Origin of the sequence: Testudinibacter sp. 'clade 2', from assembly GCF_006227735.1 — a bacterium.
Lineage (GTDB): Bacteria > Pseudomonadota > Gammaproteobacteria > Enterobacterales > Pasteurellaceae > Chelonobacter.
Genome location: NZ_VDHB01000014.1, coordinates 14,940 through 33,914, shown reverse-complemented (window position 1 = coordinate 33,914; position 18,975 = coordinate 14,940). Strand labels below are relative to the sequence as shown.

At 46.4% G+C, this 18,975-nt stretch carries 21 protein-coding genes and 1 riboswitch; of the genes, 7 read left to right on the top strand and 14 right to left on the bottom strand.

The window, feature by feature from the left end:
* Nucleotides 1-77: 77 nt before the first annotated feature.
* On the top strand, nt 78-485 hold the full coding sequence (locus tag FHQ30_RS01655; protein ID WP_139610541.1) for a GFA family protein: 408 nt from the start codon (nt 78-80) through the stop codon (nt 483-485).
* Between the two features lie 193 nt (nt 486-678).
* Here the strand turns inward: FHQ30_RS01655 and FHQ30_RS01650 are convergent, their stop codons facing one another.
* Complete coding sequence (locus tag FHQ30_RS01650; RefSeq protein WP_139610540.1) at nt 679-1,809, bottom strand: MBL fold metallo-hydrolase; 1,131 nt, start codon at nt 1,807-1,809, stop codon at nt 679-681.
* Nucleotides 1,810-2,077: 268 nt separating this feature from the next.
* Here FHQ30_RS01650 and FHQ30_RS01645 point away from each other — a divergent pair, with 268 nt between their 5' ends.
* Nucleotides 2,078-2,986, top strand: a complete 909-nt coding sequence (locus FHQ30_RS01645) for a mechanosensitive ion channel family protein (protein ID WP_139610539.1) — start codon at nt 2,078-2,080, stop codon at nt 2,984-2,986.
* Between the two features lie 58 nt (nt 2,987-3,044).
* On the opposite strand, the gene trpA is transcribed toward FHQ30_RS01645, so the two are convergent.
* From trpA to trpE, 9 genes are all read right to left on the bottom strand, one after another.
* Nucleotides 3,045-3,854, bottom strand: coding sequence for a tryptophan synthase subunit alpha (trpA, locus tag FHQ30_RS01640; RefSeq protein WP_139610538.1), 810 nt, complete (start codon nt 3,852-3,854; stop codon nt 3,045-3,047).
* Entirely contained in the window at nt 3,851-5,053 is a 1,203-nt protein-coding gene (gene trpB, locus FHQ30_RS01635) for a tryptophan synthase subunit beta (protein ID WP_139610537.1), read from the bottom strand. The genes trpA and trpB overlap by 4 nt, the downstream gene beginning before the upstream one ends.
* Nucleotides 5,054-5,138: 85 nt before the next feature.
* Nucleotides 5,139-5,609: an REP-associated tyrosine transposase gene (locus tag FHQ30_RS01630; RefSeq protein ID WP_267963754.1), complete on the bottom strand. Its 471-nt coding sequence runs from the start codon at nt 5,607-5,609 to the stop codon at nt 5,139-5,141.
* 104 nt (nt 5,610-5,713) lie between these two features.
* On the bottom strand, nt 5,714-7,114 hold the full coding sequence (gene trpCF / locus FHQ30_RS01625; protein WP_139610535.1) for a bifunctional indole-3-glycerol-phosphate synthase TrpC/phosphoribosylanthranilate isomerase TrpF: 1,401 nt from the start codon (nt 7,112-7,114) through the stop codon (nt 5,714-5,716).
* A 34-nt stretch (nt 7,115-7,148) separates the two neighbouring features.
* Complete coding sequence (locus FHQ30_RS01620) at nt 7,149-7,796, bottom strand: glutathione S-transferase family protein (RefSeq protein WP_139610534.1); 648 nt, start codon at nt 7,794-7,796, stop codon at nt 7,149-7,151.
* A gap of 8 nt (nt 7,797-7,804) precedes the next feature.
* The gene (gene trpD / locus FHQ30_RS01615) at nt 7,805-8,806 is read right to left on the bottom strand and encodes an anthranilate phosphoribosyltransferase (protein WP_139610533.1); all 1,002 of its coding nucleotides are present in this window, start codon (nt 8,804-8,806) and stop codon (nt 7,805-7,807) included.
* Nucleotides 8,807-8,811: 5 nt separating this feature from the next.
* Nucleotides 8,812-9,195: a tautomerase family protein gene (locus FHQ30_RS01610; RefSeq protein WP_139610532.1), complete on the bottom strand. Its 384-nt coding sequence runs from the start codon at nt 9,193-9,195 to the stop codon at nt 8,812-8,814.
* Nucleotides 9,192-9,779: an aminodeoxychorismate/anthranilate synthase component II gene (locus FHQ30_RS01605; protein ID WP_139610531.1), complete on the bottom strand. Its 588-nt coding sequence runs from the start codon at nt 9,777-9,779 to the stop codon at nt 9,192-9,194. Before FHQ30_RS01605 ends, FHQ30_RS01610 begins: the two co-directional genes overlap by 4 nt.
* Nucleotides 9,780-9,789: 10 nt before the next feature.
* The gene (trpE, locus tag FHQ30_RS01600) at nt 9,790-11,340 is read right to left on the bottom strand and encodes an anthranilate synthase component I (RefSeq protein WP_139610530.1); all 1,551 of its coding nucleotides are present in this window, start codon (nt 11,338-11,340) and stop codon (nt 9,790-9,792) included.
* A 174-nt stretch (nt 11,341-11,514) separates the two neighbouring features.
* Here trpE and sohB point away from each other — a divergent pair, with 174 nt between their 5' ends.
* Entirely contained in the window at nt 11,515-12,573 is a 1,059-nt protein-coding gene (sohB, locus tag FHQ30_RS01595; RefSeq protein ID WP_139610529.1) for a protease SohB, read from the top strand.
* On the opposite strand, the gene FHQ30_RS01590 is transcribed toward sohB, so the two are convergent.
* Nucleotides 12,570-13,505: a gluconeogenesis factor YvcK family protein gene (locus FHQ30_RS01590; protein ID WP_139610528.1), complete on the bottom strand. Its 936-nt coding sequence runs from the start codon at nt 13,503-13,505 to the stop codon at nt 12,570-12,572. The genes sohB and FHQ30_RS01590 overlap by 4 nt on opposite strands.
* 174 nt (nt 13,506-13,679) lie before the next feature.
* Nucleotides 13,680-13,824, top strand: a riboswitch (molybdenum cofactor riboswitch).
* Here FHQ30_RS01590 and moaA point away from each other — a divergent pair.
* The 4 genes from moaA (at nt 13,814) to moaE (ending at nt 16,097) form a co-directional block, all read left to right on the top strand.
* A complete protein-coding gene (moaA, locus tag FHQ30_RS01585; protein ID WP_139610527.1) occupies nt 13,814-14,857 on the top strand; it encodes a GTP 3',8-cyclase MoaA in 1,044 nt (347 codons plus the stop codon). (Overlaps the previous riboswitch by 11 nt.)
* A gap of 43 nt (nt 14,858-14,900) precedes the next feature.
* The gene (moaC, locus tag FHQ30_RS01580; protein ID WP_139610526.1) at nt 14,901-15,389 is read left to right on the top strand and encodes a cyclic pyranopterin monophosphate synthase MoaC; all 489 of its coding nucleotides are present in this window, start codon (nt 14,901-14,903) and stop codon (nt 15,387-15,389) included.
* Nucleotides 15,382-15,627, top strand: coding sequence for a molybdopterin synthase sulfur carrier subunit (gene moaD / locus FHQ30_RS01575; RefSeq protein WP_139610525.1), 246 nt, complete (start codon nt 15,382-15,384; stop codon nt 15,625-15,627). The genes moaC and moaD overlap by 8 nt, the downstream gene beginning before the upstream one ends.
* 2 nt (nt 15,628-15,629) lie before the next feature.
* The gene (moaE, locus tag FHQ30_RS01570) at nt 15,630-16,097 is read left to right on the top strand and encodes a molybdopterin synthase catalytic subunit MoaE (RefSeq protein WP_267963753.1); all 468 of its coding nucleotides are present in this window, start codon (nt 15,630-15,632) and stop codon (nt 16,095-16,097) included.
* Between the two features lie 27 nt (nt 16,098-16,124).
* Here the strand turns inward: moaE and FHQ30_RS01565 are convergent, their stop codons facing one another.
* From FHQ30_RS01565 to FHQ30_RS01555, 3 genes are all read right to left on the bottom strand, one after another.
* Complete coding sequence (locus FHQ30_RS01565; RefSeq protein ID WP_139610524.1) at nt 16,125-16,487, bottom strand: type II toxin-antitoxin system VapC family toxin; 363 nt, start codon at nt 16,485-16,487, stop codon at nt 16,125-16,127.
* Nucleotides 16,488-16,489: 2 nt separating this feature from the next.
* Nucleotides 16,490-16,729, bottom strand: a complete 240-nt coding sequence (locus FHQ30_RS01560) for an antitoxin (protein WP_139610523.1) — start codon at nt 16,727-16,729, stop codon at nt 16,490-16,492.
* A 175-nt stretch (nt 16,730-16,904) separates the two neighbouring features.
* A complete protein-coding gene (locus FHQ30_RS01555) occupies nt 16,905-18,941 on the bottom strand; it encodes a TonB-dependent siderophore receptor (protein ID WP_139610522.1) in 2,037 nt (678 codons plus the stop codon).
* Between the last annotated feature and the right edge of the window lie 34 nt (nt 18,942-18,975).

Sequence of the window (18,975 nt, the reverse complement as noted above, 5' to 3'; positions counted from 1 at the left end):
CTTTGTCAATAATCTGAAGCCGCTACTATTGTTAGCGGCTTTTTGCTATGTGATTTGTAATATGAAACGGAGGATTTATGCAGGGAGAATGTTTGTGTGGTGCGGTTAAATTACAAATTGAAACAAATCATCATGTAGCAGCTTGCCATTGCGCTATGTGCCGACAATGGGCAGGTGGTGCTTTTTTTGCACTAGAGACTGATGAAAAACCACGCATTAATGGCTTTGAAAATATTACGCACTATCGCTCTTCTGAATGGGCGGAGCGGGTATTTTGCCAAAAGTGCGGTACGCATCTGTATTATCATCTATTAGATTCATCAATGTATGAAATCTCGGCTGGTTTATTTCAGCATGAAAAAAATCTTAAATTAGCCTTGCAAATTTTTACCGATAAGAAAGCGGAGTATTGCGATTTAGCCACTAAAACGGAGATGCTGACAGAACAGCAAGTATTAGAAAAATTTGGGAGTAATTCGCTCTGACTGGATAAAGTTGAACGCTTTAATTGAATTCGTTCGTGGTGGTAATAAGCAATATACTCATGCACCACTTGCTCAATTTCATCGACTGATTCTTAAAAGATTGGTTATATTTAATCATAAAAATCTGCGCCTTAATCAGCCGATTTTGGAGCCCGGCTTTTGGGGGCAGATCAGATTCCCCCCTTTATTTTTGCTATTTCCACCACTTTTCCTGCGGTAGATTATCTAACGTAAATGTCTGTCCGATTTTCGGTGTGGCGGTTTGCAGTGGTTTGCCGTCGGTAGCAGTCGAGAAGCGTTCAATCGGGTCTGTCCAAGTGTGGTAAGCCAAATCGAATTTTGCCCAATGAATTGGTACCACAACCCGGGTTTGCAGATCGAGCGAGGCTTGTGCCGCTTGTTCCGGCGTCATATGAATCGATGCCCATGCCGGATCGTAAGCACCGTTTTCGATAAACGTCAGATCAAACGGACCGTACTGTTCGGCGATTGTCGTGAAATGCTTGCCATAACCGCTGTCGCCGTTGAAATAGAGCGATAACTGCGAGGATTTTACCACCCAAGAACCCCATAAAGTGCTGTTGCGGTTGTTTAAATTCCGTCCGCTGAAATGCCGTGCCGGCGCCAGGGTTAAGGTTAATTCGCCTTCGGCGTTACCAAGAGGCAAACTGACGCTATCATGCCAATCCAATTCGGTGATTTTGTCATCGGCGACGCCCCAGCGCTGTAAATGTCCTTTCACCCCCAACGGCACATAATAGTGCCCCACTTTGTGATCGATTTCCTGAATGGCTTGATGATCGAGGTGATCGTAGTGGTCATGCGACAACAATACGATATCTATAAACGGTAAATCGACGGTTTTTGGCGGATTGGTCATCTCAAAGGCTTTGCCGCCGAAAAACAGTGGCGAAGCACGGTAAAACACCGGATCGGTGATGATGGTCAGATCAGCGGTTTTGAACAACACGGTTGAATGTCCGAACCAAGTGAAACTGTTGTTCACCACCGCACTTTGATCCAACGTCAGCGTCGGAAGTGGAGCGGACGGATGTTTGCCTGCCGGTGGATTCAACACCGAGGTCAGCCAAGTGGTCAATGATGGTCGATTGCTGCCGATGGTTTCAATCGTGGTCGGTTCCTGATTGACAAACACCTCGCCGTTGAAATTCGGCGAAGCCTGAATGCGCGCCAGACTGGCGGCGTCGGGCTTGCCGCCGAAGGTTGGCGCGAAATAAACATAAGCCGCGATCCCTACAGCAACCAGCACGGCACAAAGTGCGGTCCATTTGAGCAAAACGAATAAAATTTTTACAATAGTCATAATCGGTTGAGTAGCCTAGCCTGTGGCAAGAGTGTTTAGTTTATAAACCAAACAGATTAGATTTGATTATAACTCGACAACATACATTGTAAATTTCAAATTTTGCATTTTATTTTTTCCAAAAAGGAAATTATCTTGCAGTATTAATGGTTTTTTCCGATTGTTCGGCTTTTTATCTGAAAGATGCGCAGTTGATAAATTGTTGCTTGAATATTTTGTGAATTTTCGAGAATATTCACGCCATTAAGCGAATCGGAAGGAACAGCAAATGCAGACAGAACAAACATTATCATTGGTAGAGCAAACGCTAGCCACTTGGCAACAGAAGATTATTGGGTTTTTGCCAAATTTGGCTTTATCCGCTGCAGTGTTGATTGTCGGGCATTATTTGGCAAGACTGCTGCAAAAGATAACCTTTAAAGCCTGTAATAGCGTGTTTTCAAACAATCTACGGTTGGCGAAAATGACCGCAACCTTGGTTTATTGGATGATTCTTTTTGCCACTATGATCTTGGTTCTGGATATTTTAAATCTCACCAATTTACTGACGCATCTGCTGGCGGGTGCCGGCATTATCGGTATTATCGCCGGATTTGCCTTTAAAGACATTGCTTCGAATGCTTTTGCTGGTTTGTTAATTAAATCGCAACAACCGTTTAAGACGACGCACTGGGTTAAAATTGATGATTATTTAGGCGAAGTGCAAGAGGTCGGAATGATCACAACCACCCTGAAAACATTAGGCGGAAAACTGGCGCATGTGCCGAATCAGTTGATTTACAGCGGGGTTTTCATTAATTATTCCGCTCTTGGAAAACAGCGCATCGTGGTATCGGGCGGTGTGTCCTATGGTGATGAGCTAGAGAAAGTCAAATCGGTGACGCTTGAACTGGTTAACCAATTTGAGTTTGTGTTGGATAAAGCGCAAACCGATTTTTATTTTACCGACATCGGCAGTTCGACCTATAACTTTGAAGTGCGGTTTTGGATTGATTTTGTCAATTATACTCAATACTTAGCTGCCAAAAGCGAAGTGATTATGCAGTTGAAAAAACGCTTTGAACAGGAGCAGATTAGCATTGCCTACAATGTGATGACGTTAGATTTTGGGGTAAAAGGCGGGGTGAATTTGTTTGATAACCGGATTCAGTTGCAGCAGGAAAATGGTGCGTCATAAAATCGCGCCACAAAATAGGGCGGGGGAATTTCCGCCCTGGTTGTGATTTGCAATAGCTTTAGCCAATGGTCGCAGCTTTCATGTTGCGCACAAATTCCGCTAGCAGACGTAGCATTTCCGCTTGGTTATCCAAATTATTTTCGATGATTTTCACAATCGCCGAGCCAGAGATGGCGCCTGCCGTGCCGCTATTCAAGGCGTCGATCACCTGTTGCGGCTGGGCGATGCCGAAGCCTTGCAAAATCGGCGCTGCATTATGCGTTTTCAATTGTGCAATCAAGCTGGCTAAATTGCTGGCGTGGGCTTGGTTTTCGGCGCTGGTCACCCCGGCGCGCGAAACTAAATAAGTGTAACCTTCGCTGGTTTGTGCCACGGCTTGAATCGTCTCGCTGTCGGCATTCGGTGGGCAGATAAACACCGGCTGCACACCGAATTTTTTCGCTGCCGCTACATAGGGCTCGCACGCCAACAATGGCACATCGGCAACCAGCACTGCATCGACGCCGCTTTGTTGGCATTGTCGGTAGAAGTTATCCAAGCCTTTGGCGAAAATCAAATTGGCACACAGCAATAGACTGATAGGAATCTCCGGGTATCTCGACCGCACTTTGTCCAATAACACAAAGCACGCTTTGGTGCTGCAAGCGGCATTTAGCGCGCGGTTGTTGGCGGCTTGGATCACCGGGCCGTCCAACAAGGGATCGGAGAACGGAAAGCCCAATTCCAACGCATCGGCACCGTTGTCGACCAAGGTGCAGATAATCTCAAAAGAGCGGTCTAAATCCGGGTCGCACAGGGTGACGAATGGCACGAATGCGCCTTGATTTTTGTTGTTGAGTTGCTGAAACAGCTGATCAAAACGGCTCATGCTTTTGCCCCTTTTTCGCTTAAAATTTTATCGACGGTGAAAATATCTTTATCACCACGTCCAGACAAATTGACCACTAACAATTGTGTTTGTTCAGGATTTTGTTTAATCATTTTTAACGCATACGCCAACGCATGCGAGGACTCCAATGCCGGAATGATCCCTTCGTGCTGCGCCAGTTGTTGGAACGCATCAAGCGCTTCGTCATCGGTGATCGACTCGTATTCGGCGCGTCCAATTGCATGCAGATAGGCATGTTGCGGCCCAACAGAAGGGAAGTCCAATCCAGCGGAGATCGAATACGACTCTTCGATTTGTCCGTCTTCGGTTTGCATAATTGGGGATTTCATACCGAAATAGATGCCGACATTGGCGTGTTTCAACGGTGCACCGTGTTGTCCGCTTTCAATGCCCAGCCCCGCCGGTTCGATGCCGATTAAGCGAACCGCACTTTCATCGATAAAATCGTTAAACATACCGATCGCATTGGAGCCGCCGCCGACGCAGGCAATCACCGCATCCGGCAAGCGTCCTTCACGTTCCAGCACTTGGCGTTTGGTCTCTTCACCGATCATTTTTTGGAATTCGCGTACAATGGTCGGGAACGGGTGCGGGCCTGCCGCCGTGCCGAGCAGGTAATGCGCTTTGTCGTAATTGGCGGACCAGTCGCGCATCGCCTCACAACAGGCGTCTTTCAGTGAACACGAGCCTTTATTGACCGGAATCACTTCCGCCCCCATCAGCCGCATACGGAATACATTCGGTGACTGGCGTTCCACATCTTTTGCGCCCATATAAATGCGGCATTTTAAACCGAGCATCGCACAAGCAATCGCCGTGGCAACGCCGTGTTGCCCGGCACCGGTTTCGGCGATGATTTCGCTTTTGCCCATGCGGATCGCCAATAACGCCTGCCCGAGCACTTGATTGGTTTTATGAGCACCGCCGTGTAGCAAATCTTCCCGTTTCAGGTAGAGCTTGGTTTTCGAGCCTTTGGTCAAATTGCGGCACAGGGTCAGTGCGGTCGGACGACCGGCATAATTTTTCAGTAAATCGTTAAATTCGGCGATAAACGCAGGATCATCCTTGGCTTCCACAAACGCTTTTTCCAGCTGTTGCAGCACCGGTACCAGAATTTCCGGCACATACATACCGCCAAATTCGCCGAAATAGGGATCGAGTAGGGTTTTATTGCTCATTTAGTTTATCCTAATAATGACTAATTTATTAGACAAAGTAGGGGCGGATTGTATATCCGCCCGAACGGAACGTGATACTGCTTTGTTATGGGGTTAGATCAATTTGATATAATTTATCTAATTCCCACTGTAACGGGTTATTCTCAATATATTCTGCAATAATTTCATAATCTTGTTCATTGCGAATAATATGATCATAATATCCTCTCTGCCATAGCCTTTGATGGAATGGCAACCAATTATCATTTTTTACACCTCTGATATAGGCGTTTGTTGATACGACTTTTAACCATTTTATCGCATCAGGTAGATTAGTTTTTCCCAATTCATTGATCCAAATAAAATGAATATGGTTTGGCATAATAATATATTCGGCTAATTTACAATCCTGATATCGTTTTTCCATTGAGATTAAAATGGATTCAGTTTCTTTTCCTGCTGCGTTTAATAGCATAATACCATTTTGTATTTGACCTAATAAGTTTCGCCGTTGGTGAATGCAAATAGTAATAAAGTAGCAACCAGCCTCATTATAATCATAACAAGGTAAGCGCATTTTACGCCTTATCGGTTTTTGATTATGCTGTTTTATCATTTCCAGGTAAATAGCTATATCGAGCTTCGTACACGGGCGGATATATAATCCGCCCCTACAAAAAATTAATATCGGATAATAGTGTCGAATAATGCGGCAATCTTATATTCATCTTTAATCCCCGGCGCACTTTCCACGCCGGAGTTTACATCTACACCCAAACAGCCTTGAATCAAGGCTTGTTCGATATTTTCCTGTTTGATGCCGCCGGCTAAAATCGTGCGTTGTTTGATATTGGCTGGAATTAAGGTCCAATCGAAAATCAAGCCGGTTCCGCCTTGTTGCCCTTGCACTTTGCTGTCGAACAGGAAACGATCAATCAGCGGATCATCGGCAAGGTTAATCTGTTCGTGGTTGTCGATATCGACCGAAATCACATTCCAGATTTGGCAATGTGACGGCAGTTTTTGCCGTAGTTGCTGCATAAATTCGTGGCTTTCGTTGCCGTGCAGTTGCACCGCAAACAGCTTTAATTCATGGGCGATCTCGGCAATATAAGCTAAATCTTGATTTTGAAATACGCCGACAAAGCGCAGCGGGGCAGCGGTAATCAGGTGTTTGGCTTGCTCAAGGCTGACTTTGCGCGGTGATTTTTCGGCGAAAATCATGCCGCCGTATAGCGCCCCGCAGCGATATACCGCTTGTACATCTTGCGCACGGGTTAAACCGCAGACTTTGTTTTCGCCGAAAATCACTTGCCGCACCGCACTTTGCAGATCGTCGTCGCCCATTAGGCTGCTGCCGATTAAAAAGGCGTGTACATACGGTTTCAGCTGCTGAATTTGTTGGTGATTGTAGATCCCCGATTCGCTGATAATAATCCGATCTGCCGGGATTTGCTGTGCGAGTGGCGGCGTGCGCTTGAGATCAACGCTGAGATCATGCAGATCACGGTTGTTAATCCCGATTACTCTGGCATTGAGTTTGATTGCTCTTTCCAGCTCTGCTTGGGTCGAGGTTTCGGTCAGTACACCCATGCCCAAATCGTGCGCCAAATTTGCTAATTTGAGATAGGTTGCATCGTCCACCACCGACAACATCAGTAAAATCGCATCGGCTTGATGATAACGTGCCAGATAAACCTGATATTCATCGATCATAAAATCTTTGCACAAAATCGGCTGCGGCGCGACCGACCGCACTTGGGCGATAAAATCAAAATTGCCCTGAAAATATTTTTCATCGGTCAGCACCGAAATTGCCGAGGCATAATCTTTATACACCGTGGCAATCTGCGCCAAATTGAAATCCTTGCGGATCAGCCCTTTTGACGGCGAGGCTTTTTTGCATTCCAAAATATAGGCAGGGCGCTGATGTGTGCCTTTGCTCAATGCTTGATAGAAATCACGCTCGGAACGTTGCACTTGATCCTGAAATTGCGCCAACGGCAACGCTGCTTTTTTGTTTTTCACCCATTCAAGTTTATCATTGACGATTTTTTGTAAGATTGTGGGTTTGTTATCCATATTCACCGGTTTTACCTTTATTTTTCTCTCATGTTTAAGGATTACGAATCGGACGATCGTGTTCCAGTTCCGCCTGTGTTAACCATTTTTGCATACTTGGCAGTTGGTAGATTCGTTTGGCGTAGGCGTTTGCTGCGGGGCTGAGATAATCCATTAACCCGTAATGGATTAGGCGGATCACCACCGGGGCGAAAAACGCATCAACCGCGGTGAAGCGGCTGCCTGCGAGAAATTCGCCGCCGAAACGGGTTAGCCCTTCTGTCCAGAGTTGATTAATGCGTGCCAGATCAGCGGCAAGTGCACTATCGATTTGATCTAACCTGACAAATTTTTGCGTGTTCATACTGCATTGGCTGCGTAGCGCCACAAATGATGAGTGCATTTCCGCACAGGCACAACGTGACCAAGCACGGGCGTTGCGTTCATTTGCCCACACTTGCGGATACTCTTCGGCAATATATTCTGCAATCGCCAAGCTGTCCCAAATGATCTCAGCGTTATGGTGCAATGCCGGCACTTTTGCGCTCGGCGAAGCTTGCAAAAAATCCAGTTTTTGCTGCTTTTTATCGGGCTGAAAATAGAGTTGCACTTCCTCAAATGGAATCGCTAATTGTTGCAACAAAATCCACGGGCGCAGTGACCAGCTGGAATTGGTTTTATTGGCGATAAACAGCTTATACATATTAATCCTTAATAACGGCACAATTTTTCCAACGTTTCAAACGGTTTGCCGATTGCAAGACAGTCTAACACCATTTCCGCATTGTGTTTTAAATCTTCATGCCCGAACAGTTTCAGCAAAAGTGCGGTATTGATCGCCACTGCCTGAGCGTGGTATTGATCGCCTTTGCCTTGCAACAGTGCGGAGATCATCTGAGCATTTTCCGCCGGTTCACCGCCACGCAGCACCTCTAACGGCTGTGGTTCAAAACCGAAATCATACGGGCTGAGGCTGTAATATTCAATCGTGCCGTCACGAATTTCCGCCACTTCGGTTTTGCCGTGCAACGCTACTTCGTCCAAGCCGGCACCGTGCACCACGAAAGAGTGTTGATGCCCGAGTGTCAGTGCGGTTTCGGCATACGGCTTCAGCAATTCAGGCGTATAAACACCGAGCAGTTGGTGATGTGGCTTAGCCGGATTGCTGAGCGGGCCCAATATATTGAAAATTGTGCGGGTTTTTAACGCATTGCGCACCGGCATCGCATATTTGAAGCCTAAATGATACTGTTGCGCAAACAGAAAACAAACCCCGATGTGATCCAATGCTTGGCGGGCGTTGTCTGCGCTCATGTTGATATTGACCCCAAGTGCAGTCAGCACATCGCTGGCACCGGTTTTGCTCGACACGCTGCGATTGCCGTGCTTGGCGATTTTGGCGCCCAGTGTTGCCGCCACAATGGCGCTGGCGGTGGAGATATTGATGGTGTTAGCGCCGTCGCCGCCGGTGCCGACGATATCGGCAAAAACATAATCCGGACGTGAAAATGGCTCGGCGGCTTGTTGCAAGGCAGCAACCGCTCCGGCAATTTCCGCAATGCTTTCACCGCGTAATTTAAGTGCAATCAGCGCTGCGGCAAGCTGTTCGTTGCTCAGTTTACCTTGCACAATCGCACTAAAAAGGGTGTGGCTTTGTTGCTGGGTTAATGTCTGGTTACTGAATAAAATCTCTAATAATGCTTGCAATTCCATGTGGACTACCTTTTTGTATTATAGTTGAAACTGGCTTCGTCACCGGTCATACCACGAAATCCCCAACAATGCGGCTCTTGCTCTTTGATGGTGATCTCAATATCGGACGGTTTGATTTTCAGCTGTTTATAAATCTCATCAAACAGCATGCGAATCAATAATTTTTTCGCCTCCACACTGCGTCCGCTCATCATATTGATTTCGATAATCGTGTAGGCATCGCTGCGGTCGGACGGGTAGTAATAGTCTTCGGCGTCCAGTGCAATAAAACGTTGCACCCGTTTATGTTCGGGGAAATCCAAGGCAAACATCATGCAGCGATGGATGACATCAGACAGCTCTTTTTTAATCGGATTCAAACGGTGTTTTAAACCATAAACAACGATCATGCTTGTGCTCCTAATAACCAGTCGATGCTTTGTGCCAGCAACTGCGAACCTTGTACGGTTAAGATGGATTCGGGGTGAAATTGGAAACTGCAAATCGGCAAAGTGCGGTGGCGCACCGCCATCACAATCTCACCGTATTGGGCATTCACATCAAACTCTGCCGGAATTTCCGTGCCCATGAGTGAGTGATAGCGGGCGACCGGCATTGGATTGGGCAGATTTTGAAACATCACTTGTTGATCGTGTTCAATCTGCGACACCTTGCCGTGCAGGATTTCGCCAGCATGTACGATTTTGCCACCAAAGGCTTCGATAATCGCCTGATGTCCCAAACAGATGCCGATCATCGGCACTTTGCCTTTCAGCTCACGAATTAAAGGCAGCAGATTACCGGCTTCGGACGGATTGCCCGGGCCGGGCGAAAGCGCAACAAGGGTATCCGGCTCGGCAAGTGCGGTTTTCAGCAGATGATGCAACTCGCTGTCATTACGGTAAATCACCACCTGATGCCCCAACACCCGGAACTGATCGACTAAGTTGTAGGTAAACGAATCAAAATTGTCAATAAATACGATTTTCGCCATAATTAAATCCTTAGATGTGGCTATTTGTCTGAATAATGGCGTTTAATACCGCTCTTGCCTTATGCCGTGTTTCGTCCGCTTCCATTTGCGGATCGGAATCCAGCACTTCGCCGCAGCCGGCTTGGACGTGGGCGATGCCGTTTTGCACGAAAGCGGAGCGGATCACGATGCAGGTGTCGAAATTGCCGTCGGAGCTGAGATAGCCGACTGCGCCGCCGTAGCTGTGGCGCTTCTGTTGTTCAAATTGGTAAATCAGCTGCATCGCTTTGATTTTGGGCGCACCGGTCAGCGTACCCATATTCATGCAGGCTTGGTAGGCGTGCAAGGCGTCCAGTTCCGGGCGCAGTTTGCCGATCACCCGTGAAACCAGGTGCATAATGTGCGAGTAGCGATCCACTTGCATCAACTCTTTCACTTGGCGGCTGCCGCTTTGACAAACTCGGGCAACGTCATTACGCGCCAAATCAACCAGCATCAAGTGCTCCGCCAACTCTTTTTTATCCAAACGCAATTCCAATTCCAAACGTGCATCCAGTTCCGGATCGATTCGCCCCTGCGCATCAAAACCGCGTGGGCGTGAACCGGCGATCGGGTAGATCTCCAGCTGACGGCTGTCTTGGCTGTATTTCAACGCACTTTCCGGTGAAGCACCGAACAGAATAAAATCATCGTCGTGCATATAGAACATATATGGACTTGGATTGGTGATTTTTAAGCGACGGTAGGTCGCCAGCGGATTTGGGCATTCAACCGAAAAACGGCGTGACGGCACGATTTGGAACACATCGCCGACATAAATATGCTGCTTTAACCGCTCGATAATCTGTTTAAATTCGGGATCTTCAATATTGACACGAACATCGGTTGGCGCAGCTTGAATAGCTAACTGATCCTGAATTTGGCACAATTGCTGTTTGATTTTTTCAGCGCTTAAAGCCAAGTGCGGTTGTTGTTCGACGCTAAAGCAGAAGGTTTGTAATGTCGCCGATTGTTGCTGGTGATCGAGCCGTAACAATTGTTCGGCTAAATAAAAACAGTAGTCTGGGCAGTTGATTTGATCGTCTTGCAGCGTGATATTGTCCATCGGGATAAATCCTGCCACCAAATCGTAGGCAAACAAACCGCCGAGATAAACCGCACTTTCAGGCTTGTTAAACAGTTGGTTAATCACACGCAAACCGTCAAATACCGTCGCCGCCTGTAATTTGTTGTCTTCGTCCAAATTAGGATCCAATTCGGCGAAAAGTGCGGTCAAACGATCGTCTTGTTCAAAATCTAAGGATTCGGCTAAACCCTGTAACGTTTTTGCAATTTGTGGTAATACTGCCTTTCCATTGGGGGTTAGCGCTCTAAATGTGACATTTTTATCCTGACAGGTGATTTTCAAAGCGCTGTTGATAAACAGCAAACTGGTCAAGCTGTTCTTGCTTTGAATCTCGGCGGATTCCAGCAGCAGCGTATTGGTTTTATTTTGGCATAGTGTAGCAAAAATGGCTGTTGGATCAGGGTGATAATCAACGGCTTGTTGGGTGATATGTATATACGGCATCGGCAATCCCATTCAGGTTTTATTTTTGTACTATTAAACTAGTACAAGGGAATTTGGTCAAGTGGTTTTTTATATTTTGGCAGAAATAGATAAATTAGCCAGTACGGTTAAGTAGAAAAAAGTGGAATAGTGTATGATAATCCTTTAATTTATTGGCAATGGGATATTTATTAATAAGGGAAAACCATGTGGTCTGAAGTTTTAATCAATTACGGGGTGTTTATCCTCGAGGTGCTTACTGTTTTATTGGTGATTGTGGCGATTTTTGCTTTTATCGTCAGTTTGCGGCAAAAAGAGCAAAGTGCGGTCGGGGAGTTGAAAATTACCGATTTGGCGAAAAAATATCAGGATAATCAGCAAAAATTAGCCGATTTTCGCTTGAACGATGAACAACTGAAACAGCAAGAAAAAGCACGCAAAAAACAGCAAAAGTTGGAGGCTAAAGCGAACAAGCAAGCGGCAAAGAGCGGTCAAGAACCTGAGCAAAAAGCGAAAGCCTGCGTGTATGTGTTGAATTTTAAAGGTGATATTCAAGCCAGCGGCACAGCGGCATTGGCGGATGAAATCAGTGCGATCTTGGCGGTGGCGAAAGCGGAGGATGAGGTGTTGTTGCGCTTGGAAAGTCCGGGCGGGGTGGTGCACGGTTATGGTTTAGCGGCATCGCAGCTGGTTCGCTTGAAACAAAAAGGTATCAAATTAACGGTTGCAGTGGACAAAGTGGCAGCCAGCGGCGGCTATATGATGGCGTGTGTGGCGGATAAAATTGTTTCCGCCCCGTTTGCGGTGATCGGGTCGGTCGGCGTAGTGGCGCAGATTCCGAATATTCACCGTTTACTGAAAAAACACGATGTGGATGTGGAAGTGATGACCGCCGGCGAATACAAACGCACCATGACAATTTTGGGTGAAAATACCGAAAAAGGACGCGAGAAATTCCAGCAGGAGTTGGAGGAAACCCATCAATTGTTCAAAGACTTTGTCGCCAGCCACCGTCAAAACTTGGATTTAGAAAAAATCGCCACCGGGGAGCATTGGTTTGGGCAGCAAGCGTTGGATTTGGGCTTGGTTGATGAAATCGCCACCAGTGATGATCTGATCTTAACGGCGTTGCAGCACAAAGACGTGTTGGAAGTGAAATTCACCCAGAAAAAATCCTTAATGCAAAAAATCGGCAAACAAGCAGAAGAGAGCAGCGATAATCTACTGCTGCGTTGGCTGCAACGCAGCAACCGCAGCTTGTATTAACTTAACTTTGCCAATAATTTATCGATGCTCTTACACAGCAAAGTGCGGTTGTGGCGGTAGATGATATCATCATCATTCAGTTTCTCTGCGACGATGGTCTTGTGCAACAGATCCTGATAGTGTGCTTCCGGATAGGTGATAATGCCGTCAACCGCACTTTTGCCATTCATTTTTTGACCGATGGTTTTTTCTATCCAGTCAATCCGTTGCGCGAGTGAGAGTGTCGCAGCCGGGCTGTGTTCTACCCCAAGATTGTCAATAAACATAATTTTGGCGGCGGTGCTTTGCAGGGCTTGTGCGATTTCAGGCAACAGTAGTGGCGGCATAATACTGGTTAGAAAGCTGCCGGGACCCAGCAGAATCAACTCGGCTTGTTGCAAAGCGCTGACAGCTTCCGGCGTGGCGCTGACTTGTGGGATCAAAAACAGCCTTTTCGGCAGTTCGGTTAACTTGTCGATATTTACTTCGCCGACAACAGTGGCACCGGAGTGTAGCTTAGCGCCTAAGTGTACTGGCGTTTCCGACATCGGAATCAGATGACAACGCACGCGCAACAAAGTGCGGATCAAATTGACCCCCTCCAATGGACGAATTTTCATGTCTTCCAACGCTTTCAACATCAAATTGCCAAGATTATGCCCTGCCAAATCGCCATTGCCGCTGAAACGGTATTCAAACAGGGCGGAGGCGGTGCTAGGCTCAGTGATAATTTGGTTAATACAATTGCGTAAATCGCCCCAAGCGATACCACCGTGTTGCAAGCGGATACGCCCGGTTGAGCCACCGTTGTCAGTGGTGGTGACAATGCCGGTCAACCGCTCTTTGAGAAAACCGAGCGAAGACATCAAACGTCCGAGACCGTGCCCGCCACCGATGGCGACCACGTGTTGTAATTGGTTGAGTTGCGTCAAATTATGCAGATGTGGGTTCATATAGTGTTTGTTTTTTATCTGATTTTGTCATTATTTCTGGGGCTTATTTGCATTATCCGCTAAATTAGCGCACTTTGAAACGTGGTCAGATCACAAATGCAGCAAATAGTCGCAATTACATCCATGCAGGGATTGCGCTTGCGGCTGGGAATGATAAAATTAAGCAAAATTTAACAACGCATATCACTCCGAGCTTGTCTCGCCTACGTTTGCAAAAATAGGGCAGCAAGCCTGTTAGTACGGTCATTTTGTACTACGCCGGATACGCTGGAAACGGTTTATCCGCTCGTGTTTAGAAAGGTGTCAGAATGCAGCAAATCCGAATACATCAAATTCCGGTTGGTTTTGTGCCATTGCAACAAAATCAGCCTCAGCAATTGGTCGATCGCTTTAAGCGCCAATATCAATATTTGCGTCTCTCCATCACCGACGTGTGTAATTTCAAGTGTAATTACTGCCTGCCGAATGGTTATCAACCGCAAAGCAACAAACCGTCGTTTCTACAGTTGAACGAAATTCGGCGTTTGATCAACGGCTTTGCGGCAATGGGCACCGAGAAGGTGCGGATCACCGGCGGCGAGCCGACGCTGCGCAAAGATTTCACCCGGATCATCGAAACGGTGCGTGCCAACGCTAAGATCAAAAAAATTGCGCTGACCACCAACGGCTACCGCATGGCGAAATCCGTGGCAGAATGGCGTGCCGCCGGGCTGGATGCGATCAATGTCAGCGTGGATAGCCTTGATCCAAAAATGTTTCATCAAATTACCGGTGAGAATCTGTTTCATCAAGTGATGGACGGGATTGATAAAGCCTTTGAGGCGGGCTATCAGCAAATTAAAGTCAATTCAGTGCTGATGAAAGGCTTGAATGATAAAGATTTTGCGGCATTTTTAGCTTGGATTAAAGATCGTCCGATCGAGATGCGTTTTATCGAATTAATGCAAACCGGGGAAATGGATCGTTTTTTTGATCGTCACCATTTGTCCGGTTCAGTGCTGATGGAACAGTTGCTGCAAAACGGCTGGCAGCTGCAAAACCGAGCGATGACGGATGGACCGGCTAAGGTGCTGAAACACCCGGATTATCAAGGGGCAATTGGTTTGATTATGCCGTATTCCAAAGATTTCTGTGCCGATTGCAACCGCCTGCGTGTCTCTGCCAAAGGGCAGTTACACCTCTGCTTATTTGGGGAAGAGGGAGTTGAACTGCGTGATCTGCTGCAACAGGATTGGCAGCAAGCCCCATTGCAGGCAAGGCTCTTTTCCGCATTGCAACAAAAACGCGAGCATCACTATCTGCATCAAGGCGACAGCGGCGTGCGACCGCACTTGGCATCAATAGGTGGTTGAGTTATCTAGGGCAGAAATGCCAAACCTATCTTAAAGAGACATTATGCAACAATTTACCCATATCAACAGCAACGGCGAAGCCAATATGGTCGATGTCGGCAACAAAGCCGAAACCGTGCGTGAAGCCCGTGCCGAAGCGCTGGTGGCCATGTCGGCGCAAACGTTACAGATGATTTTAAACGGTGATCACCATAAAGGCGATGTGTTTGCCACCGCCCGCATTGCCGGGATTCAAGCGGCAAAACGCACTTGGGAACTGATTCCGTTGTGCCACCCGTTGTTACTCACCAAAGTTGAAGTCAATCTGACCGCACTTCCTGCCACTAATCAAGTGCGGATCGAAAGCCTGTGCCGTTTAAGCGGCAAAACCGGTGTGGAAATGGAGGCGCTGACGGCAGCTTCGGTGGCGGCACTGACGATTTACGATATGTGCAAAGCGGTGCAGAAAGACATTGTGATTGAGCAAGTGCGGTTGTTGAGTAAAAGCGGCGGTAAGTCGGGCGATTTTTCGGTTGAGGGAAAAAATGATTAAAGTATTGTTCTTTGCGCAAGTGCGAGAGTTGATCAACACTGACGAGCTGCAACTGGAAGCGGAGTTTTCTACTGCTGAAGCATTGCGCCAATATTTGGCAGCCAAAGGGGATAAATGGGCGTTGGCACTGCAAAGCGACAAATTGCTGGTAGCGATCAACCAAACATTGATGCCACTGGATAGCCCGATTCAAGACGGCGATGAAATTGCCTTTTTTCCGCCAGTGACTGGGGGGTAACGGTGCAGACAGACGTGGCAACAGAAATTCGGGTTGCGGTACAAACCGCAGCATTTGATCAAAGTGCGGTTTACCAATGGTTATCTGAGCCGAAAAGCAGTGGTGCTGTGGTGCTGTTTATCGGCAAAGTGCGCGAGATGAATCTGGGTGACAGTGTAGAAAAACTTTATTTGGAACATTACCCGGCAATGACGGAAAAAGCGCTGAACGAGATTGTGGCTCAGGCTTGCCAACGCTGGGAAATGCAGCGAGTGCAGTTGATCCACCGTGTGGGAGAATTGCAAACCGGCGATGAAATCGTCTTGGTTGGCGTGAGCTGCAAGCATCGTGGCGATGCCTACCAAGCCAATGAATTTATTATGGATTACCTTAAAACCCAAGCCCCATTTTGGAAAAAAGAGTTGACCGACAATGGCGAACGCTGGATCGAAGAGCGGGCAAGCGACAAGTTGGCAGCAGAGAAGTGGTAAGGGCGCTATTTCTTACTGCCAATCCTCTTACTGCCAATCCTCATAGCTTAGTTGTTCGATTCGTTGGAATTCTTTTGTGTTGTGAGTAATCAAGATAAGTTGATTACTTATTGCCTGTGCGGCAATTAAAGTGTCATAGCTGTCGATAGGTGTGCCTTTTTGCTCTAAAGAGGCTCTAATTTGCCCTGCTATTTGGGCGTCATCGTTGCTGAAGGCAAGAACTTCAAAAGGCAATGTTTCTAATTTTGCGCGATTTTGCTGTTTGCGTTGACTTTTCTCCACACCATAATAAAGTTCATGCATAACAATACTTGATAACACAAAATCACTAGGCTGATGTGCTCTTAATTGTTGATGAAATGCAGTGTTAGTATCCAATAGGAATTTCATTATCAAAAATCCCAGTCTCGTTCGGGTTCTAACAGGGCATTTCTATTTTCTAAAACCGCACTTTCTAAACTGGCGTCAAATTCGCCAAGCTGATCTAGCCACGACCAATCGGTTATGATAGGTTCAAGAATGACTTGGTTTCCTTTACGTTTGATACTGACTTTATCACCATGAAAACGAAACGCTTTTGGCAATCGTAGTGCCTGTGAATTACCGCTCCAAAATAATTTAGCTGTTGTCATTTGATGATTCCCCCTACAAAATATAGATACAAAAAGTATCTATTATTTTATTTGTAAGGACAATATATGAAATAACAGTAGGTCGGGCATTAATGCCCGACACTAACTTTAAAGTGCGGTTTAAGTTATATTGATCCTGCACGAGATGAAGCATAAGAGAGAACCAACGGTTTGATTACCATTTGTAAGAAACAGTCGCATTAACCAAGCGTTCGGCACCGTAATAGCAGTAAAAACTACAACCGCTCAGGTATGTTTTATTGGTTAAATTGGTTGCGTTGATCTGTAATTGCCAATTTGGAGTGAAATGATACTGTGCCATAGCGTCCCATACAGTGTAAGACGGTACTTTATAACCAGCATAATACTGATCATCGGTACTCGAACCGACATAACGAACGCCTGTGCCGACTAATAAACCGTCTAATGCACCGTCAAAGCGGTAGCTGGTCCAGAGTGAAGCTATATGTTTCGCCACCATTGGTGTAGGGATTGTTTTCACATTAGATAGATCTTGGCGTGAATGGTTATGGGTGTAAGCAGCATTGATTTTCCAGTTATTAGTCAGATTCAGATCTGCTTGAACTTCAATTCCTTTATTCCGGCGTTCACCGGCTTGCACCGAAACGTTTGAGCTGTCAGAAACCAACGAATTCTTTTCGGTTAAATCAAAGTAAGCCACGGAAATCGTACCATCGACAAAACTCGGCGCATATTTGATTCCGCCTTCGTATTGTTTTCCTTCGTATGGTTTGTAAGGGCGATTATAACCATCGACACCGGTTGTTGGACGGAAAGATTCGGAATAGCTGAAATAAGGAGCCAAGCCGTTTTCAAACAAATACATCATTCCACCGGAAACTGTGTTGTGGCTGATGTTATAAGAGTTATTAGTGCTGCTGACAAAACTGTTGCTTCTGGCTTTATCGTGACGTAATCCGATATTGAAAATCCACGCATTATCAATCCGTAATTGGTCTTGGATATACAAACCCCATTGGCTGGTTTTGATATGGTATGGGGTTGATGTGAGGTTAAAGTCTTGTCCATAGACCGGTGCAAATAGATCAATCGACGGAACATAGCCGAACCCATTATTATGACCACGAGTTTTGGCGTGTAGATAATCGGTACCTAATAACAGAGTATTTTCAATCCCATTTTCGAAAGTCCAAGTTTTGCTGATACGGTTGTCAACACTATGAGTTGTCGAAGTACCTTTGCTATAACTATAGCCACGGTAAGCGGAGCGGTTATTGTCAGAAGACCAAGCAAACACACCTAACAGATCCATGTCCAAATGGTTGAAACGGTAGTTTTGTGAGAAAATCCAGTCATTATTAAATTTATGCTGGAACTCATAACCGACGGAAAGTTGTTCGCGCTCCATATTGTCACGGCTTGGTTCGCCGAAATAGGTGCTACGGGCAATGGTTCCCAATGATGATGGGATCAACGAGCCGTAAGCAGGTAAAAAACCGTTGGTTGGGCGTCCATGTTCACGTTGATAGCTGGTTAGGATCGTCAGGCTGGTTTTATCGCTAATATCCCACGTCAGGCTGGGTGCAAAATAGTAGTGTTTCATTTTGCTATAATCTTGTGTGCCGTCTTCCTGACGGAATTGACCGACAAAACGATAGCGCAGACTGCCAGATTCATTCGCCAGTCCGCTATAATCTGCACTTACTGAACGTTGGTTATTATTTCCCAAGCCGAGATTAAATTCCCCTTGTGGGGTTGTTTTTGGGCGTTTGGTTATCAGGTTGATGGTGCCGCCGGCTTGCGAAGCTCCGTATAACAGCGAGTTTGCGCCTTTAACCACTTCAATGTCTTCCACACCGTACACTTCAGGCAGCCAAACAAAGAAACCATTTGGTGAGGTTTGGGTACCGTCTAAAGTGGTTGATGCGTCAAAACCGCGAATTTTAAACCATTCGGATTTATTATCGTTTCCAAAAGGTGCGCCTTGAATACCGGCTTGATAATTTAACGCTTGATCGACTTTTTTCGCTCCGTTATCAGAGATTTGCTGTGCAGTGACGACCGTGGCGGATTGCGGTTGATCGTAAGTAATACCACCGATTTTGGTAATAGAACCAACCACATTAATCTCTTCCAACATCTCACCCGCCTGGGTTTCGGCAAGTGCCGGGTTCAGGCTGAGCAAAAGTGCGGTTGTCAACGCAGAATAGTGAAAGGTTTTGTTTTTCATCAAGTTGTCCTCAAATGTTCATAAAAAACGCCAG

What these genes read in the sequence shown, in the direction of transcription:
- FHQ30_RS01655 (WP_139610541.1), top strand. Translation starts at nt 78, where the DNA reads ATGCAGGGAGAATGTTTGTGTGGTGCGGTTAAATTACAAATTGAAACA.
- FHQ30_RS01650 (WP_139610540.1), bottom strand. Translation starts at nt 1,809, where the DNA reads ATGACTATTGTAAAAATTTTATTCGTTTTGCTCAAATGGACCGCACTT.
- FHQ30_RS01645 (WP_139610539.1), top strand. Translation starts at nt 2,078, where the DNA reads ATGCAGACAGAACAAACATTATCATTGGTAGAGCAAACGCTAGCCACT.
- trpA (WP_139610538.1), bottom strand. Translation starts at nt 3,854, where the DNA reads ATGAGCCGTTTTGATCAGCTGTTTCAGCAACTCAACAACAAAAATCAA.
- trpB (WP_139610537.1), bottom strand. Translation starts at nt 5,053, where the DNA reads ATGAGCAATAAAACCCTACTCGATCCCTATTTCGGCGAATTTGGCGGT.
- FHQ30_RS01630 (WP_267963754.1), bottom strand. Translation starts at nt 5,609, where the DNA reads ATGCGCTTACCTTGTTATGATTATAATGAGGCTGGTTGCTACTTTATT.
- trpCF (WP_139610535.1), bottom strand. Translation starts at nt 7,114, where the DNA reads ATGGATAACAAACCCACAATCTTACAAAAAATCGTCAATGATAAACTT.
- FHQ30_RS01620 (WP_139610534.1), bottom strand. Translation starts at nt 7,796, where the DNA reads ATGTATAAGCTGTTTATCGCCAATAAAACCAATTCCAGCTGGTCACTG.
- trpD (WP_139610533.1), bottom strand. Translation starts at nt 8,806, where the DNA reads ATGGAATTGCAAGCATTATTAGAGATTTTATTCAGTAACCAGACATTA.
- FHQ30_RS01610 (WP_139610532.1), bottom strand. Translation starts at nt 9,195, where the DNA reads ATGATCGTTGTTTATGGTTTAAAACACCGTTTGAATCCGATTAAAAAA.
- FHQ30_RS01605 (WP_139610531.1), bottom strand. Translation starts at nt 9,779, where the DNA reads ATGGCGAAAATCGTATTTATTGACAATTTTGATTCGTTTACCTACAAC.
- trpE (WP_139610530.1), bottom strand. Translation starts at nt 11,340, where the DNA reads ATGGGATTGCCGATGCCGTATATACATATCACCCAACAAGCCGTTGAT.
- sohB (WP_139610529.1), top strand. Translation starts at nt 11,515, where the DNA reads ATGTGGTCTGAAGTTTTAATCAATTACGGGGTGTTTATCCTCGAGGTG.
- FHQ30_RS01590 (WP_139610528.1), bottom strand. Translation starts at nt 13,505, where the DNA reads ATGAACCCACATCTGCATAATTTGACGCAACTCAACCAATTACAACAC.
- moaA (WP_139610527.1), top strand. Translation starts at nt 13,814, where the DNA reads ATGCAGCAAATCCGAATACATCAAATTCCGGTTGGTTTTGTGCCATTG.
- moaC (WP_139610526.1), top strand. Translation starts at nt 14,901, where the DNA reads ATGCAACAATTTACCCATATCAACAGCAACGGCGAAGCCAATATGGTC.
- moaD (WP_139610525.1), top strand. Translation starts at nt 15,382, where the DNA reads ATGATTAAAGTATTGTTCTTTGCGCAAGTGCGAGAGTTGATCAACACT.
- FHQ30_RS01565 (WP_139610524.1), bottom strand. Translation starts at nt 16,487, where the DNA reads ATGAAATTCCTATTGGATACTAACACTGCATTTCATCAACAATTAAGA.
- FHQ30_RS01560 (WP_139610523.1), bottom strand. Translation starts at nt 16,729, where the DNA reads ATGACAACAGCTAAATTATTTTGGAGCGGTAATTCACAGGCACTACGA.
- FHQ30_RS01555 (WP_139610522.1), bottom strand. Translation starts at nt 18,941, where the DNA reads ATGAAAAACAAAACCTTTCACTATTCTGCGTTGACAACCGCACTTTTG.